At 65.8% G+C, this 16,340-nt stretch carries 15 protein-coding genes and 1 tRNA gene; 9 read left to right on the top strand and 7 right to left on the bottom strand.

Features of this window, described 5'->3' with window-relative positions; genetic code table 11:
* Positions 1–148: 148 nt before the first annotated feature.
* From ACOFKW_RS16375 to pdxH, 3 genes are all read right to left on the bottom strand, one after another.
* The gene (locus ACOFKW_RS16375; protein WP_419815190.1) at positions 149–946 is read right to left on the bottom strand and encodes a PhzF family phenazine biosynthesis protein; all 798 of its coding nucleotides are present in this window, start codon (positions 944–946) and stop codon (positions 149–151) included.
* Positions 947–973: 27 nt separating this feature from the next.
* Positions 974–1,867 carry a cation diffusion facilitator family transporter gene (locus ACOFKW_RS16370; protein ID WP_419815189.1) on the bottom strand — a complete coding sequence of 298 codons (894 nt, stop codon included), beginning with the start codon at positions 1,865–1,867 and terminating at the stop codon, positions 974–976.
* Positions 1,868–2,024: 157 nt separating this feature from the next.
* Positions 2,025–2,600 carry a pyridoxamine 5'-phosphate oxidase gene (pdxH, locus tag ACOFKW_RS16365; RefSeq protein ID WP_419815188.1) on the bottom strand — a complete coding sequence of 192 codons (576 nt, stop codon included), beginning with the start codon at positions 2,598–2,600 and terminating at the stop codon, positions 2,025–2,027.
* Between the two features lie 147 nt (positions 2,601–2,747).
* Between pdxH and ACOFKW_RS16360 the strand changes: the two genes are divergently transcribed.
* The 5 genes from ACOFKW_RS16360 to ACOFKW_RS16340 all read left to right on the top strand — a co-directional run bounded on the left by ACOFKW_RS16360 (position 2,748) and on the right by ACOFKW_RS16340 (position 6,661).
* Positions 2,748–3,710 carry a DnaJ C-terminal domain-containing protein gene (locus tag ACOFKW_RS16360; protein ID WP_419815187.1) on the top strand — a complete coding sequence of 321 codons (963 nt, stop codon included), beginning with the start codon at positions 2,748–2,750 and terminating at the stop codon, positions 3,708–3,710.
* Positions 3,707–4,621 (top strand): YihY/virulence factor BrkB family protein, encoded by a 915-nt coding sequence (locus ACOFKW_RS16355; RefSeq protein ID WP_419815186.1) that lies wholly within the window; start codon positions 3,707–3,709, stop codon positions 4,619–4,621. Before ACOFKW_RS16360 ends, ACOFKW_RS16355 begins: the two co-directional genes overlap by 4 nt.
* Positions 4,622–4,632: 11 nt before the next feature.
* Positions 4,633–5,436, top strand: coding sequence for an enoyl-ACP reductase FabI (fabI, locus tag ACOFKW_RS16350; protein WP_419815185.1), 804 nt, complete (start codon positions 4,633–4,635; stop codon positions 5,434–5,436).
* Positions 5,437–5,524: 88 nt separating this feature from the next.
* Positions 5,525–6,565, top strand: a complete 1,041-nt coding sequence (locus ACOFKW_RS16345) for an MraY family glycosyltransferase (protein ID WP_419815184.1) — start codon at positions 5,525–5,527, stop codon at positions 6,563–6,565.
* Between the two features lie 21 nt (positions 6,566–6,586).
* Positions 6,587–6,661: transfer RNA gene (locus ACOFKW_RS16340), tRNA-Gln, on the top strand.
* 48 nt (positions 6,662–6,709) lie between these two features.
* Here ACOFKW_RS16340 and ACOFKW_RS16335 read toward each other — a convergent pair.
* Positions 6,710–7,408 carry a DUF2786 domain-containing protein gene (locus ACOFKW_RS16335; RefSeq protein ID WP_419815183.1) on the bottom strand — a complete coding sequence of 233 codons (699 nt, stop codon included), beginning with the start codon at positions 7,406–7,408 and terminating at the stop codon, positions 6,710–6,712.
* A gap of 162 nt (positions 7,409–7,570) precedes the next feature.
* Here ACOFKW_RS16335 and ACOFKW_RS16330 point away from each other — a divergent pair, with 162 nt between their 5' ends.
* Positions 7,571–10,117, top strand: a complete 2,547-nt coding sequence (locus ACOFKW_RS16330) for a tetratricopeptide repeat protein (protein WP_419815182.1) — start codon at positions 7,571–7,573, stop codon at positions 10,115–10,117.
* Positions 10,118–10,181: 64 nt separating this feature from the next.
* Here ACOFKW_RS16330 and ACOFKW_RS16325 read toward each other — a convergent pair whose 3' ends face one another.
* From ACOFKW_RS16325 to ACOFKW_RS16315, 3 genes are all read right to left on the bottom strand, one after another.
* A complete protein-coding gene (locus ACOFKW_RS16325; protein ID WP_419815181.1) occupies positions 10,182–10,817 on the bottom strand; it encodes a PEPxxWA-CTERM sorting domain-containing protein in 636 nt (211 codons plus the stop codon).
* Positions 10,818–11,283: 466 nt separating this feature from the next.
* On the bottom strand, positions 11,284–12,141 hold the full coding sequence (locus ACOFKW_RS16320) for a PEPxxWA-CTERM sorting domain-containing protein (RefSeq protein ID WP_419815180.1): 858 nt from the start codon (positions 12,139–12,141) through the stop codon (positions 11,284–11,286).
* A gap of 227 nt (positions 12,142–12,368) precedes the next feature.
* Entirely contained in the window at positions 12,369–13,046 is a 678-nt protein-coding gene (locus ACOFKW_RS16315) for a PEPxxWA-CTERM sorting domain-containing protein (RefSeq protein ID WP_419815179.1), read from the bottom strand.
* A 508-nt stretch (positions 13,047–13,554) separates the two neighbouring features.
* Between ACOFKW_RS16315 and ACOFKW_RS16310 the strand changes: the two genes are divergently transcribed.
* The 3 genes from ACOFKW_RS16310 to ACOFKW_RS16300 all read left to right on the top strand — a co-directional run bounded on the left by ACOFKW_RS16310 (position 13,555) and on the right by ACOFKW_RS16300 (position 16,327).
* A complete protein-coding gene (locus tag ACOFKW_RS16310; RefSeq protein ID WP_419815178.1) occupies positions 13,555–14,178 on the top strand; it encodes a PEPxxWA-CTERM sorting domain-containing protein in 624 nt (207 codons plus the stop codon).
* A gap of 308 nt (positions 14,179–14,486) precedes the next feature.
* Entirely contained in the window at positions 14,487–15,359 is an 873-nt protein-coding gene (locus ACOFKW_RS16305) for a beta-1,6-N-acetylglucosaminyltransferase (protein WP_419815177.1), read from the top strand.
* Entirely contained in the window at positions 15,356–16,327 is a 972-nt protein-coding gene (locus ACOFKW_RS16300) for a glycosyltransferase family 2 protein (RefSeq protein WP_419815176.1), read from the top strand. Before ACOFKW_RS16305 ends, ACOFKW_RS16300 begins: the two co-directional genes overlap by 4 nt.
* Positions 16,328–16,340: the final 13 nt, after the last annotated feature.

The following is a 16,340-nucleotide window of genomic DNA, read 5'->3' as shown; positions in this document are numbered from 1 at the left end:
GCGCCATCCCAACGATCAGTATATAACCGATAAGGTTAGTGTTGTCAAGATCGTCGATACTATCCTGACGAACCTGACCTATCTCCCGGGTACGTTGATGTCTCAGGATATGGTGGTCAACCTATTGTTTAATCACGGTAATACCGGATTACAGCAGCATCACGCCTTCGATTACCGTGACGCAGGTGCCGGAGACGATGACCCGGTCGCCGGCCAGCGTGCAGTGGAGGTCGCCACCGCGCTTCGAGGCCTGGTAGGCGGTGAAGCTGTCGCGACCGAGGCGCGCGGCCCAATAGGGTGCGACGATGGCATGGGCGGAGCCGGTAACGGGGTCCTCGTCGATGCCGGCGCCGGGAGCGAAGGCGCGGCTGACGATGTCGGTATCCTCGCCGGGGGCGGTGACGATGCACAGTACGTCGCCGCCTTTCAGCGCGGCGATGGCGCGGAAGTCGGGGGCGAGGTCGTGGATCTCGGCGGCGGTGGCGAAAACCGCGACGATATAATCCTCGCCGTGGACCAGCGTGGCTTCGGGGGTCGCGCCCAATGCCTCGGCCAGCCCGGGGACGTCGGCGGCATGGGGCGGCATGACGGGTAATGACAGGGCCAGCCGGTCGCCGTCGCGCGATACGGTCAGGATGCCCGACCTGCGCGTCGAGAAGGTGACGCTGTCCTGTCCGGGGTTGTCGGCGAGCATGAAGTGGCCGCTTGCCAGCGTCGCGTGGCCGCACAGCGCGACTTCGATCGTCGGGGTGAACCAGCGCAGGTCGAAGTCGGCGCTGCCGTCGGTATTGGGGACGATGAACGCGGTCTCCGACAGGTTATGCTCGGCGGCGATGGCGAGCAGGGTGTCGTCGGGCAGCCATTCGCTCAGCGGCATCACCGCGGCGGGGTTGCCGCTGAACGGGCCGTCGGCGAAGGCGTCGATCTGGTGGAAGGGCAGGTGCATGGCGGGGTCCGTCCTGGTATGCGGGGGTCAGCCCGGCGCGTGTCCGTGATCGTAATGGCCGACCGGATCGACGTGGATCAGGATCTCCGCGCCCGGGAAGGCGCCGGCGACCCGGGCCTCGACCTCGTCGACGATGGTGTGGGCGGCGGCGACGCTCATCTCCGGGTCGAGCCAGATGTGGAACTGGATGAACTCGGTGATGCCGCTGGAGCGGGTGCGGAGCTCGTGGATGCCCTCGACCCTGGGGTGGCCGGCGACGGCGGCGAGCAGCTTCTGGCGCTTTTCCTCGGGCCACTCCTTGTCCATCAGCATGTCGATGGAGTGGCTGGCCGAGCTGATCGCGCCATAGGCGAGGTAGATCGCGATGGCGATGCCGAACGCCGCATCGGCACCGTGGAGCCCGAGCACGATATCGAGGACCAGCGCCGCGATCACCGCGAGGTTGAGCAGCAGGTCGGACTGGTAGTGCAACTGGTCGGTGCCGATGGCGATCGAGCCGGTCTGCCGCACGACGCTGCGCTGGTACAGCACCAGCACGAAGGTCAACGCGACACCCGCCAGCGACACACCGATGCCGACGTCGGCGCGCTTGGGCAGCTCCGTGACGCCGAGCTGGATGACGGCGCGCCAGCCGATCGCCAGCGCCGAGCCGAGGATCAGCAGGGTCTGCATCAGCGCGGCGATCGCCTCCGCCTTGCCGTGGCCGAAGCGGTGGTCCTCGTCGGCGGGCTGGGCGGCGAGGCTGACCGCGAACAGCGTCACCAGCGACGCGGCGAGGTCGAGCGCGGTGTCGGCCAGGCTGCCGAGCATCGCCATCGACTCGGTCGCCCACGCCCCCCAGGCCTTCAGCCCGAGCAGGATGATGGCGACGCAAACCGACGCGATCGCGGCGCGGCGGGTCAGGATCGCGCGCTCGGTCACGACTCCGCTCCCTCCCCCCCCGAGAGCGAAGCGAACGGAGAGTGGGGAGGGCTGGGGTGGGGGTTCTTGCGCTCCGCGTCCGGCCACCGAAAGCCCCCACCCCGGCCCTCCCCACTCTTCGCTGCGCGGGGGGGGAGGGTGCAGTAAGGAAGCGTCGTCACGGGTAGAGCAGCCCGCTCGTCCAGCCGTCGCCGGCGCGTGTGAACAGCGTGCGCTCGTGGAGGCGGCTTTCGCGGTCCTGCCAGAATTCGATCGTCGCCGGCACGATGCGGAAGCCCGACCAGCGCGGCGGGCGGGGCACGTCGACCCCGTCGAAGCGGGCGATCGTCGCCGCGAGCCGGTCCTCGAACGTCTCGCGGTCGGCGAGTGGTCGCGACTGGTCGGAGGCCCAGGCGCCGAGCTGCGAGCCGCGCGGGCGGCCGGCGAAATAGGCGTCGGCCTCGGCATCGGGCACCGGCTCCGCATCGCCGTCGACGCGGACCTGGCGCTTCAGCGACTTCCAGTGGAAGTCCATGTGGACGGCCGGGTTGGCGGCGAGCTCGCGGCCCTTGCGGCTGTCGAGGTTGGTATAGAAGACGAAGCCGCGCTGGTCCCAGGTCTTCATCAGCACGATGCGCACCGATGGCCGCGCGTCGGGCGTCGCCGTGGCGAGGGCAAAGGCGTTGGCATCGCTGGGCTCGCGGGCGCGGGCGAGCGAGTACCATTCGGCGAACTGGGCGAACGGATCGGTCATGCGAGCCTGTTAACGCGCCGCGCCGCTTTTGTAACCGCCGAACTCTTTGCAGCGGCCCGGTCTTTACAGAGGCGGGTGTGTTGCTCATCTAGGGCATGTTGCGCCTCGGCCACATAAAGGCCGTCGATCCATGCTAACAGGACGACCATGAGAGATCCCTACACCGTGCTCGGCGTCCCGCGCGGCGCCACCGAAGCCGATATCAAGAAGGCGTATCGCAAGATCGCCAAGGAGAACCATCCCGACAAGAACGCCGACAACCCGGCCAAGCTGGAGCGGTTCAAGGAAGCCAGCGCGGCCAATACGCTGCTCAACGACACCGACCTCAGGGCGCGCTACGACCGCGGCGAGATCGATGCCGACGGCCAGCCCAAGGCGCCTCCCGGCTATGGCGGCGGCGGGTTCGGTGGCGGCGGCTTTGGCGGGCGTGCCCCGGGCAACGGTCCGTTCGGCGCGCGGCCGGGCGCCGGCAGCAGCAGCTTCGAATTCGGCGGCGACGCCGGCGACCTGTTCTCCGAACTGTTCGGGAGGTCGGCGCGAAGCGGTGGCTTCAGCGCCGAGGACGACTTCCGCCAGCGCGTCTCGCCCAAGGGCGCCGATGTCGCCTATCGCTATGCCGTGCCGTTCGAGGACGCGGCGACGCTGAAGGCCCAGCGCCTGACGCTGAAGAACGGCAAGACGCTCGACCTCAAGCTTCCGGCCGGGTTCAGCGCCGACAAGCCGCTGCGCATGGGCGGGCAGGGCGAGGCGGGGCCGGGTGGTACCGGCGACGCGCTGATCACGCTCGACGTCGCGCCGCACCGCTTCTTCAAGCGCGATGGCGACGACGTGCGGCTCGACCTGCCGATCACCCTCGACGAGGCGGTGACCGGGGCGAAGGTGCGGGTGCCAACCGTCGAGGGGCCGGTGACCTTGACCGTCGCGCCGGGCGCCAGTTCGGGCCGGGTGCTCAGGCTGCGCGGACGTGGCTTCACGCGGACCGACGGGACCCGCGGCGACCAGTTGGTGACGCTGGAAATCGACCTGCCCGCGGCCGATGCGGAGCTTAACGAGTTTGTCCAGCGTTGGCAGGACAAGCGCAAGGTGCGTGCTGGCTTGGGGGTCGATTGAACTTTCTATGGGTTAGGAGGCTGGCGTCGCCCGGTGCGCTCAAGGCAATCGGCCGGGCTCGTCGGTCGCGGCCCTGGGCGATCATCAAGCGCACCACCGCCGGCAGCTGGACCAACGGCTTCGTCCACGCCGGCAATATCGCCTATCTGTCGCTGCTGACGCTGTTCCCGTTCTTCATCGTCGTCGCCAGCTTTGCCGGCGGCTTCGGGCGGACCGAGGACGGGCTGGCGGCGGTCCATACCTTCCTGCGCACCCTACCCAAGGACGTCGCCGGGCTGATCGCCAAGCCGATCGCCGAGGTCATCAAGGCGCGGTCGAGCAACGGCCTGCTGACCTTCGGCGTGCTGGTGACGCTGTGGACGGTCAGCGGCTTCATCGAGACGATCCGCGACATCATCCGCAAAAGCTATGAGGCGGTCAGTTCGATGCCGGTGTGGCGCTACCGCATCGCGTCGATCCTGCTGATCATCGGCGCGGTGGTGCTGATGCTGATCGCCTTCATCGCGCAGGTCATCCTGACCGGGGTGGAGGAGTTCGTCGCGCAGGTGTTCCCGACCGCGAGCGGCTGGCTGCACCTGCTCGGCTTCGGGCGGCTGGCGCCAGCGCTGGCGCTGTTCGTGGCGCTGTACCTGATCTTCTACTCGCTGACGCCCAAGCGCTATCGCAATGGCACCTGCCCGATCTGGCCGGGCGCGCTGTTGACCATGGTGGTATGGATCGGCACGACGATGCTGCTGCCGTTGATCCTCAGCCAGTTCGGCGGCTACAGCCTGACCTATGGCTCGCTGGCAGGTGTGATCGTCGCGTTGCTGTTCTTCTACATCATCGGCTTCGGCCTGGTTTTCGGCGCCCACCTCAACGCGGCATTGGCTATTGTTCCCAAAACGGGCCAGAAGCCACGCGCACACTGACGGAGACTGACTTGCCCGGATTGATGGACGGAAAGCGCGGCCTGGTGATGGGCGTCGCCAACGACCGCTCGTTGGCCTGGGGTATCGCCAAGGCCTTGTCCGAGCACGGCGCCGAACTGGCCTTCAGCTTCCAGGGCGAGGCGCTGGAAAAGCGTGTCCGCCCGCTCGCCACCAGCCTGGGCGAAGACTTCCTGATCGAATGCGACGTGTCGGACCCGGCCAGCATGGACTCGTGCTTCGCGACGCTGGCGGCAAAGTGGCCGACGATCGACTTTCTGGTCCATGCCATCGGCTTCTCGGACAAGAACGAGCTGCGCGGCCGCTATGTCGATACCAGCCTCGACAATTTCGCGATGACCATGAACATCAGCGTCTACAGCTTCACCGCGGTCGCCCAGCGCGCGCTGGCGCTGATGCCCGATGGCGGCGCGATGCTGACCCTGAGTTATTACGGCGCCGAGAAAGTCATTCCGCATTACAACGTAATGGGCGTGGCCAAGGCGGCGCTGGAAACCAGCGTGCGCTACCTCGCGATGGACCTCGGGCCGAACAAGGTGCGGGTCAACGCGATCTCCGCCGGGCCGATCAAGACGCTCGCTGCCAGTGGCATCGGCGACTTCCGCTACATCATGAAATGGAACGAGTTTAACTCGCCACTGCGCCGCAACGTGACGATCGAGGACGTCGGCGGCGCCGCGGTCTACCTGCTCAGCGACCTCGCCAGCGGCGTCACCGGCGAGATCCATCACGTCGATGCGGGCTACAACGTCATCGGCATGAAGGCCGAGGACGCCCCCGACATCGCGGTCGCCTAATCCCCGTGGGTTGCTTGCCACTGGCTTCGCACCCGGCTACCCCAAGGATCATAGAGCCGGTCACGGCCAGCTAGCCGAGGAGAAACGGGTGGGAATTGGTACGTTGACGTTGCTGACCAGCAGCGTCGCACTGGTTCTCGCCGGCTTGATCGGCTGGTTTGCCCCGGCCATCGGCGGCGCCCTCGGCCTGTTCGATTTCCCCGACACCAACGGCGGCCGCAAGCGACACGCCAAGATCACGCCGCTGGTCGGCGGCACCGCCGTCGCCCTGTCGGCGCTGGCCGCCTGTGCGCTGACCGCCAGCCTGCTGCCGCTCGGACCGTGGGTGGTGCAGCATATCGGCTGGCTCGCGCTGGCGCTGGGCGTGATGTACCTGATCGGCCTGGCGGACGACCGCTTCGCGCTGGGGCCGGTGATCCGGCTGGTGCTGGCGATCGGGACGCTGCTGCTGGTGCTGGTCTTCGCCCCCGACTACACGCTCGGCTTCCTGCGCTTTTCGGGACAGGCGACGGTGCTGCCGCTGGGCGGCTGGGGCGACGCGTTCGCGCTGCTGTGCCTCGTCGGGCTGCTCAACGCGGTCAACATGGCGGACGGCAAGAACGGCATCATCCTGTCGCTTGGCCTCATCTGGTCGCTGGTGCTGGCGATGCGCCTGCCTGAGTCGTACCTGCCGCTGCTCGGCGCGGTGACGGTGTCGATGACGGTGATGCTGGTGTTCAACCTGCGCGGCCGGTTGTTCATGGGCGACGGCGGCAGTTACGTCCTGTCGACGCTGTTCGGGCTGCTCGCCATCTACGCCTACAACCAGGATTTCGCGGTGATGCGCGCCGACGATGTCGCGGTGATGTTCGCGATCCCGGTGTTCGACACGATCCGCCTGATGGCCGTGCGCGCCTCCCGTGGCCGCTCGCCGTTCGAGGGCGACCGCGATCACCTCCACCACTATCTGCACCTGCGCTACGGCTGGCCAACGGGGCTGATCGTCTATGTCGCACTGGTCGCGATCCCCAACCTCGGCGCGGTGCTGATGCCCGACACCGGGCTCATCTGGCTCGGCATTTCGGGGCTGGCGTATGTCACCACCCTGCGCATCGCGCGTCAGCGCAGCTTGCCAACCGCGTCGACCTGACCTAGTCCCGCGCGCTGACGTTGGGGCGTCGCCAAGTGGTAAGGCACCGGTTTTTGGTACCGGCATCCGCAGGTTCGAATCCTGCCGCCCCAGCCAGGCTCCCGCTCTCGTGCGGCGGCCGGTGATCGTCGAGCTTCTGCAGGTTCAAGGGCGGGCGAAAGCCGCATTGCCGGCGGTCGTCGCGGTTCCTGCTGCCTCTCCGGCGTCGAACGCGTCGGGCAGGATCATGCGTGGCGCACTGCCGATCTCGCTCAGGTGCAGGTCGAGCTCCTGTAGTTCCGCATCGACGACCGAGGTCTTGAGGATCGACAGGTCGCGACCGCTACCGGTGCGGCGCTCGACTTGCATAGCGGCGAGCTTGTCGGCGATCGACCCGACCATGCCGAGGGCGAACGAGGTGTTGGCGAGGTGGCGCTCGTCGTAGCGAAAGGCGGCATAGGCGGCCGAGGTCTTGAAGCGCCCGAGTTCCGACCGGACGCTCTGGTCGATCAGCTCGGTCAGATAGTGCGCCGCATCGATATCGGCGGGCAGGCCGAAGAAGACGAACTGCACCTCCCGCGCTCCGGTCTTTTCGCGCCAGACTCGGCAGTTGCAGAAGCTGGCGATGGCGCCGATGCACTCGTCGATCGGAATGCGCTTCTTGTGGCTGCTGGCGTAGACCCGGCGTTCGCACCGCGTGGCGCGTATCTCCACGTCGCCGATCGTCAGGTCATAGCGCTCGATCAGTTCGGCGACCTTGGCCGCGGCGAGCAGCGTCTCGGCCTCGGTGCAGCCGTTTTCCAGGGTCTTGGCGCGCAGTCCGCGGATACGCAGGCGCAGCTTCTGGATGGCGGTGTCGTCCACCGGGCAGGTGCATATTCGGCGGCGACCCCGCCGTCGACCCCCGTAGTGGCAAAGCGGCGCCGCCGATGTATCTTGCACCGGCGGTCGGCGAGCGTAACAGATGGCGCTGCGGCCGGCTGCGCCAGCCAGCCTGTTTCCACCCGGAACGGCACGAGGATTTTCGTGGATCACAAGCAGCGGCGCGGCCCGATCCCGGTGAAGCCGGGTCAGACGCCGAAAACAGGCGCACTGTTCGCGGCAGCGGTCGAGCATCATGCTGCCGGGCGACTGGGCGACGCCGAGCAACTGTATCGCCGCGTCCTGGCGATCGACCCGCGCCATGCCGACAGCCTCCACCGGATCGGCGTCATGGCCTACCAACTGGGGCAGCTTGAGGTCGCGGCGGGGTATCTGAAAAAGGCCGTCGAGCTCGATCGCAGCGTCGCCGCTTATCACAATCACCTCGGCCTCGTGCTGGCCGGGCAGGGGCGACTGGAGGAGGCGGCCCGCGCCGCGCAAGAGGCGGCGACGCTGGCCCCCGCGGCGGTCGACATCCAGGTCAATCTCGGCCTCATCCTGATGCAGCTCGGTCGCTTCGAGGCGGCGGCGGTGAACTGCCGGCGGGCGGTGGGGCTGGCGCCCGACCTGCCGGACGCTCACGCCAATCTGGGTGCCGTGCTTCACGAGCTCGGCCGCTCGGGCGAGGCGGCGGACTGCTATCGCCGTGCGCTGCAGCTCGAGCCCGACTATCCGGAGGCGCAGACCGGCCTCGGCAATGTGCTGCTCGACCTCGGCGCGCCGGAGGAGGCGATGGCGCACCACCGCCGCGCCATCGAGCTGCGTCCGGGCTTTGCCGCGGCACATTATAACCTGGGCCAGGCGCTGCGCCATCTCGGCCGACTCGACGAAGCGGCTGGACAGTTCGGCGCGGCGATCGCGGCCGAGCCGGGGATGGCGGTTGCCCACACCAACCTTGCCGCGATCCTGCGGGCGGGCGGCGATCTGGCGGGGGCTGAGGCGATCCTGCGCGCGGCGCTCGGCGCGACGTCGGCTGATCATGACGTGCTCAACGACCTCGCTTCGACGCTGCTGGCACAGGGGCAGCCCGGCGAGGCGCTGCGTACGGTCGCCCGCGCGCTCGAGATCCGCGAGACGGCGGGGGCGCGGGCGACCTTCGTGGAGTGCGTGGCAAACCTCGACGTCGGGGCCAGCGCTATGGGCCTGCGGCCGCTGCTGTTGCGCGCGCTGCGGGAGTCATGGGCGCGCCCCGAGGGGCTGGCGCGGGTCGGGCTGGCACTGGTCAGGCAGGACCCCGCGATCGCTGCGAGCCTGGCACGCGCTGCGGATGCGTGGCCCGGACCGCTGACGGGGACCGCGCTTTACGGCGATGCCGGGGTGACGGCGATTGCGGGGGACGAGTTGCTGCAGACGTTGCTCTGCGTCGCGCCGAATACGGATTTCGGGTTCGAGCGCCTGTTGACGCTGGCGCGGCAGGGACTGCTTGGCGATGCCGGGGGAGGGCGCATTCCAGAGGACGCGCTGGCCTTCTACAGTGCCTTGGCGCGGCAGTGCTTCCTCAACGAGTACGTCTTTCGCTCGACGGAGGACGAGGAGCGGCGGGCCGTGGCGTTGCACGAGCGCCTCGCGGCGGAGCTGGCGAGAGGCGAGGGCGCCAGTCCGGCTTTGGTGCTGGCGGTCGCCTGCTACTTCCCGTTGTCTTCGGTCCCGCTGGCCGAGCAATTGCTCGAGCGTCGCTGGCCGGTCGCGGTCGAGGCCGTGCTGAAGCAGCAGGTCGTCGAGGTTCGCGAGGAGGCCGAACTCAGGGATGCGATACCCAGGCTGACGCCGATTTACGACGGAGGATCGCTCAAGGTCCGGGCGCAATATGAGGAGAGCCCCTATCCGCGCTGGCTCGATGCCGGTGCGGGGGAGCCGCCGCAGCGACTGGTCGATTACATGGTCGGGAAGTTCCCGCTCGCCGGGCTGGAGCCGCCGAGCGCCGGGCCCGCGCCCGACATATTGATCGCGGGCTGCGGCACCGGCTGGAACGCGCTCGACACCGCGCGCGCATTCAAGGGCGCCCGGACACTGGCGATCGACCTGAGTGTCGCGAGCCTCGCCCATGCCTTGCGCAAGACGCGCGAAGCCGGGGTGGCGGGCGTGGTCTATGCTCAGGCCGACCTGTTGGAGGTCGCGTCGCTGGGCCGCGACTTCGACCTGATCGAGGCTGTCGGGGTGCTGCATCATATGGTCGATCCGCTGGCCGGGTGGCGGAAGTTGCTTGCCGTGCTCCGGCCGGGCGGGGCGATGAAGCTGGGGTTCTACAGCGCCGTGGCGCGGCGCAACCTGCCTCGGCTCGACATCGGCGAACCGACACCCGACGCAATCCGCGACGCCCGACAGGTTCTCGCCGGGCGCAGCGACGAGCAGGCGGCGGAGGCGATGCGCTCGGCTGACTTCTACAGCCTAAGTGGATGCCGCGATCTGCTGTTCCATGTGCAGGAGACGCGTTTCTCGCTCGCCGATATCGACGCGTTCCTGCGTACGGAGGGGCTGCGCCTTCTCGGCTTCATCCTGCCCGACGCCGTCATGGCCGACTATCGGCGGCGTTTCCCGCAGGATGTGGCGGCGACCGACCTGAAATGCTGGGCGATCTACGAGCAGGAGAATCCCAGCGTCTTTGCGGCGATGTACCAGTTCTGGGTGCAGAAAGGCCGGCCGGCCGCCTAGCTCGGCAGGCCACGCAAAGACCGGCCGGTGGGCAGTCCCACCGGCCGTCTCGTTTCAGTCGAAATCAGGCGTTGACCGCGCGATTGCGCTCGCGGCGCCGCATCGACAGGCCGACCAGCGTCAGGCCGGCGATCAGCGTTGCCCAGGTCGAAGGCTCCGGGACGTTGGTCGTGGCGATGTCGTCGAGCTCGAACGCGATGTTGCTCGACGAGAAGCGAATGCTTTGAGCAGCGTCGGCGCCGAAGTTGAAATAGACGCGGCGGTTGTTCAGCACGCTGCCCTGGTCGCCGTTCGCGGGTGCCAGCGGGATGGTGCCGCCCGAGAATGCGCCGAGGCTCGTGCCGGTGCCATTGGCTCCGGTGAAGAACTCGACGGTGTTGTAGGTGTCGATGGAGCCCCAGTAGAAGCTCAAGTTCTGGTAGCTCTTGCCGAGATCGAGAAACGCAGTGCCCGATGTGCCGTTGCCCGGGACGACGAGATAAGGCGTCGTATCACCAAGTGGCGCGGCGAACAGATCGGCTGCGGTGCCGGTCGTGATTTCATAGTTGCCCGAAAGACCGGCGGGCGCACCGGAGTTGAAATCGAAGATGACGGTCTGGGTCGTGTTATCCGGACCGTTGGTGGACGACACGGTCGTCACTGCATGGGCTGCAGTGGCCAGCGTCAGCATTGCGACGGTTGTTGCTAGAACTGCTTTCATCTCAAGTTCCTCGCATCCGAAAGGCAAAATTGCCGAGTTTCGTTAAGCAAGGTTTATGCCAAGTAAGCGGATGGCTTACCGCGCGAGCGAAGGCAGAGTTAACAATAAGTTAAAGAAAATCGGCCGCCGCAGCCGTTCGATTTACGAAAGCGTTAACCTTCGCAAATGTGTCGGGATTCTTTACAAAACGTTAAGGGTCGAGGGTCGGAGTGCTGCTCGATGCAGCGTGGTCAGCGGCCGGGGAGAGAAGCCTGCCGGCGTCCGGCTCGAGCGCAGGGTTCCCGACACAGTGCGGGCGGTTGGCAGGTCTTATCCGACGGGCATGGCTGATCTCCGGTCGGACTGTGCGAATGGCGCTGCAAGCGTCGGTATCCCACGCAGACAGGACCATCGGCACAGGCCGGGCCGGAGATCAGGTCACGAATTTCCGTCGGCGATCAGGCGGTAATGTTTGAGACGTCGCTACTCAGGCTTCGCGGAAGTGCAGGCTGAGACGATTGGCACGGCGGCGCATGACGGCACCGGTCAGGCCAAAGCCGAGGAGCAACAGGCTCCAGACTTCCGGCTCGGGGACGGCGAACGCCTCGCCGCCGGTTTCCTCGCCGATCCAATAGCCGTCGCCGGTGCGATAGCCTGGCTTAGTGTAGGCAAGCTGCGAGCCGTTGACGCTGGCGTAGATGCCGGCGAGCGCGAGGAAATCGCTCGCACCCGGGGTGGTGTTGCTCAGCGTGCCGTTGGTGCCCTTCAGGCCCGACGGATCGTTGGTATAGTCCATGCAGGTGCCGAGATTGGCGTTGGTGTTGTTCTCGTCCCGGTGGTCGAGGCCGAGGATGTGGCCCATCTCCTGGCAGATGATCATCGAGCGCCACGCGTCGTTGTTATACGCGGACTTGGCGAAGTAATAGTCGTTGAGCTTGATCGTCGCCTGGACGATGAAGCCGCCCGCGGTCCAGACCGTCGCATAGCCGAGCCAGCCGGTCGCGCCATAGTTGGCGTTGCAGGCCTGGACGCCGCCATAGACCGGGGCGCAGGCCTTGGCCGTGGTCAGCCCGCCGGCGTGGACGAGGTCGATGCTGGCAGCGCTGCTCCACTCGGAAATCGCGCTGTTCAGGTACGGATCCCAGACCGCCGAGACGTTGTCACCGACCCGGATGGTCAGGTCGGCGGTGCGCGCCCACTTGTAGTTGTTCCATGATTGCGGGAGCTTGGCGGCATGCGCCATGGTGATCGGGGCCGTAAAAGCGATAGCAGCGGCAATCCAACGAGCCGCCTTCAAAGTCGTCGAGGCAGGCCAGGACCGGCCGGCGCGAGCTTGTGTCGTCATCCGTTAAGACTCCATTTCCGTGCTGCCGGCACCTGCCGGTCAACTCCCCCCCGGGAGCCAGCCATTCCAACCAGCTATCTGATTCGAATGAAGAAATGGCATAACGCAGGCGAAATGGGTTTAACGTTCTCTGAATCACCAGACGCGAAAAAGCCTGCCCAGCGCTAACCGGGCAGGCGTTTTTCGAGAACAGGTCGGTCGCGATCAGGATCGCGACCGAAGCCGGATCAAGCGGTCACCGAGGTCACCTTGCGACGACGACGCGACGAGAGGCCGATCATGCCGAAGCCGGTGATCATCATGGCCCAGCTCGCTGGCTCGGGGACGGTGCCACCGCCGCCAGGGTTGCCGTCGCTGGCGAGCGTTCCGTAGACATCGTCAACTTCGAAGGCGATGCCCGACGAGTTGAACGTAATGCCCTGGATCGTCTGGCCTTCGCCCGCCGTGAAGAACACGCGGCGGTTGGTAGCGGCAGCGGTCTGGTTGCCGTTGGCTGGCGGCAGGTCCATGCCCTTGAAGTGGAACTTGGTGCCATCCGAGAGCAGCAGATCGACCGAGTTATAGTCGTCGATCGAGCCCCAGTAGAAGCTGAGCGTGTTCAGGTCGAACGTCGACAGCGTGGCGCTGCCGTCCGGGATCGCCGACGAGACATAGAGATACTGGGTGGTGTCACCGGCAGGAGCGGCATGGTCGTTCTTCACGGTGCCCGTGCCGAACGCGTAGTTGCCGGTCAGGAAGTAGCCGTTCGGCAGGTTGTCGCCGTTGTTGAAGTCGACGAGCAGCGTCTCGGTCGGCGAACCCGGGTCCGTCGGACCGAATGCCGAAGTGACGGTGACAGCGTAAGATGGTGCAGCGGCTGCGAAAAGAGCGGCAGCGGCGCCGGCGATGAGAGAAGTCTTAAGCAAGTGTGCCTCCTGTTAACTCGGTACTAACCACCGTTTAGCAAATCTCATGCCAAAACTGCCGGCTGTGCAATCTCAATGACTTAGCCAGCCGTTGCGTTAACGGAATGTAAAGTTTCATTACACTTTTCTCAGCAAAAAGCTGCGGTACCCGTAACGGCCTGTAAATGTGGCGTTAATCAAATGCGCCTTCCGACCCGTAACGTTCGGCGAGACGAGGCTTAAGGTTGTGGCGATCTGAAAGGTCATGCGGGCCGCAATACTCGGCACCTATTCCGCCGCCGCGGTAACGCCCTGGACTCGTTACGGTATCGTTGCGTCCAAGCCGTCGATTCTGTCGGAAATCTTTACAAACTGTGTCTGGCCCTCTGCGACGGCGTTCCGAGGCGAGCACGCAAAATTCTCAATTTAAATAATAACTTAATTATTATTACCGGAATGGAATGACTCCGATGGCATGAAATTTGCTTGGGGACGAGCGGGGTGGCTCACTTTTAATTAGGAATTAAGAATGCTCAAGACTGTTCTCGCCGGGGCTGCGGCTCTTGCTTTCTCGGTCGGCGCTCACGCCGTTACCGTGACCTCGACGCCGTTCGACGTTGCACCTGGTGCCGGCGAGACCCTGGCGCTTGATTTCGAATCCACCACGCCGCCGGCTGGCTACACCATCACCGGCACCGGCTTTGGCTATTACACCGGCTCGACCGCCAACGTCGCGGCTGCGCCGTTCGGTGACAGCACGCAGTACTTCGCCGTCCGCGGCGGTGGCACGGCGACGATCACCCTGCCGAGCGCGCTGCGTTCGTTCAGCATGTATGTCGGCTCGGTCGACTTCTATAACAGCGTCACGCTGACCCTCGCCGGCGGCGGCACGCAGACCTTCACCGGCACGACGCTGCCAGGTGGCGAGGACGGCAACCAGACGTCCGGCAACACCAACCGTCGCTACTTCTTCGTCGCCGACGCTGGTGAGCGCATCACGGGCCTGACCCTGTCGTCCGGCCAGAACTCGTTCGAAATCGACAATCTCGCCACCGGTGCTGTGCCTGAGCCAGCCACCTGGGCGCTGATGATTGCCGGCATCGGCATGGTCGGTGTCGCTCAGCGCCGCCGTCGCAACGTCGTCGCCGCCTAAACAAGTCGAGCGGGGAGGAAGGGGTGCCGCCACAAAGCGGCACCCTTTCCAATATCTGGAGCAGATCGACACGCAAGCCGGAGCATCGCCGATAGCGAGGCTCGATTGAATGCCGGCGCCTTTGCGCTTCTTTCGTTCAGGTCGACGCAAGCTCGACCATGCCATCGACCGCCATCGTCAAAATTTCGTCACGGCGATGACCGATAATCGGTCACGGCGAGAATCGGTTCTCGCTCTTTTCCGGCAGAAAGGCCGTGCTGCATGCCTGCGATCGCCAGCACCGCCGGACTGCCGTCGAGCGTCGTATCTTGAAGCCCAGTCTCGCCTATTTCGTCATGGTCCATCACAAGCCGCAGCAGTTCGAGTGGCTGATGGAGGCGATTGCCGATCCCGGCGACCTGATCCTCGTTCACGTCGATCTCAAGTCGCGGCTCGGCATCAAGGCGTCGCGTCGCGGCGTGATGAAGGATGTCCGCCGCATCGTCGACAAGTCACCGAACGCGCGGCTGATGACGTCGCGCGCGACGAACTGGGGCGGCTGGTCGCTTTCCCGGATCCTGATCGACGCGATCCGGGAAGCCCTGCGGTCGGATCCCGACTGGTCCTATTTCGTCAATCTCAGCGGGCAATGCTATCCGCTGAAACCGCTGCCGGCGATCCGTGAGGCGCTGGCCGATCGCGGCGACGCGGTTCACGTCGAGCTGCTGGAGATCGACCAGTTGCCGGCGGACGACTGGCACCGCGCCGCTTCGCCGATGCTGGAAACGCCGCTTCGGGCCCTTCGACTGAGCGGCCGGCAGGAGCCGCCCAAGGACTTCGAACTGCTTCACAAGGGTTCGCAGTGGGTGATGCTGCCCCGCGAGTTCTGTGAATGGATGGTAACGTCGCCGATGCTGCCGCGGATCACGCGCTATCTGCGCCGGCGGCTGCTCAGTGACGAGCTGATCATGCAGGCGCTGGTCTGGAACAGTCCGTTTCGCGACCGGCTCGCGCCGCATTATGGGCGCGAGATCATCTGGCCGGGCCCCAAGGTGCTGACCATCGACGACTTGCCGCTGCTCCGGTCGAGCGATGCGCTGTTCGCCCGCAAGTTCGATCTCGAAAAAGATCGCGCCGTGCTCGAGGCGCTGGCCGAAAGCGGCGGCTATACCGTCCCGTCGAGCGGTGCGGCCGGATCATGACCTCGCCGATCGTCTCGATCATCATGCCGGCGTTTAATGCCGGGCGCTTCATCGAGGATGCGATCGCGTCGGTCCGCGAGCAGACGCTGGCGGACTGGGAATTGATCGTCGTCGACGATGCCTCCACCGACGACACCGCCCGGCTGGTCGCCGACGCGGCGGCGCGCGACCCGCGCATCCGCTCGATCAGGCTAGCGGTGAATCGCGGACCGGCCGCGGCCCGTAACGTCGGCATCGACGCGGCGACCGGCGAGTGGCTGGCGTTGCTCGATGCTGACGACCGCTACGACCCGGCTCGGCTGCGGACACTGGTCCATGTCGCCACCGCTGCCGGTGCCGATCTGTGCAGCGATAACCTGCTGCTTGATTTCGTGCCGCCCAAGGGTGCGCCGCAGCCGATGATCCCGACAGGCTTGCTCAGCGGCGTTCGCGAGCTTCGCCTGGGCGAGTTCATCCAGCGGACGATGGCGGATCCGGCCTGGCCGGGCGTCAATTTTGGTTTTCTCAAGCCGATCCTGCGCCGCCGATTTCTGCTCGATCACCGGCTGCGTTACGACGAGCGGGTCCGCTTCGCCGAGGATTTCTCGTTTTATGTCGACTGCCTGCAGGCTGGTGGCCGCTGGTTCCTGAGTCCCGAGCCACTTTACATCTATCGCGTCCGCGGAGATTCGCTGACACAGGTTCAAACGGTCGCGGATCTCGACCGTTTGATCGACAAGCTTAACCTTGTTGAAGGTAATTCACGGGGCGATCGGGCACTTGCCGCCTCGGTTCGTCGACAGCGCAATGACGTGGCGCGGCGGCGTGATTACCGCGCTTTTACAGATGCCATCAAGTCCCGTCAGTTCGCAGATGCAGCATTCGTTCTGGGACGGACCAATCGGAGCCTTGTCGGCGTAATCGGTGAAATGTTCAGGCAAACACCTGTTATTTTAAAGAAATTCAGCGCTGGCGGCTATCGGCGCTAGGCTATTGGCCGAT

The organism is Glacieibacterium sp., from assembly GCF_965200405.1.
GTDB lineage: Bacteria > Pseudomonadota > Alphaproteobacteria > Sphingomonadales > Sphingomonadaceae > Glacieibacterium.
The sequence above is the reverse complement of the archived record's forward strand: the minus strand, read 5'-3'. Positions and strand labels throughout refer to the sequence as shown.

Coding starts and splice junctions, on each gene's coding strand:
- ACOFKW_RS16375 (WP_419815190.1), bottom strand. CDS start 946: ATGCACCTGCCCTTCCACCAGATCGACGCCTTCGCCGACGGCCCGTTC.
- pdxH (WP_419815188.1), bottom strand. CDS start 2,600: ATGACCGATCCGTTCGCCCAGTTCGCCGAATGGTACTCGCTCGCCCGC.
- ACOFKW_RS16360 (WP_419815187.1), top strand. CDS start 2,748: ATGAGAGATCCCTACACCGTGCTCGGCGTCCCGCGCGGCGCCACCGAA.
- ACOFKW_RS16325 (WP_419815181.1), bottom strand. CDS start 10,817: ATGAAAGCAGTTCTAGCAACAACCGTCGCAATGCTGACGCTGGCCACT.
- ACOFKW_RS16320 (WP_419815180.1), bottom strand. CDS start 12,141: ATGACGACACAAGCTCGCGCCGGCCGGTCCTGGCCTGCCTCGACGACT.
- ACOFKW_RS16310 (WP_419815178.1), top strand. CDS start 13,555: ATGCTCAAGACTGTTCTCGCCGGGGCTGCGGCTCTTGCTTTCTCGGTC.
- ACOFKW_RS16300 (WP_419815176.1), top strand. CDS start 15,356: ATGACCTCGCCGATCGTCTCGATCATCATGCCGGCGTTTAATGCCGGG.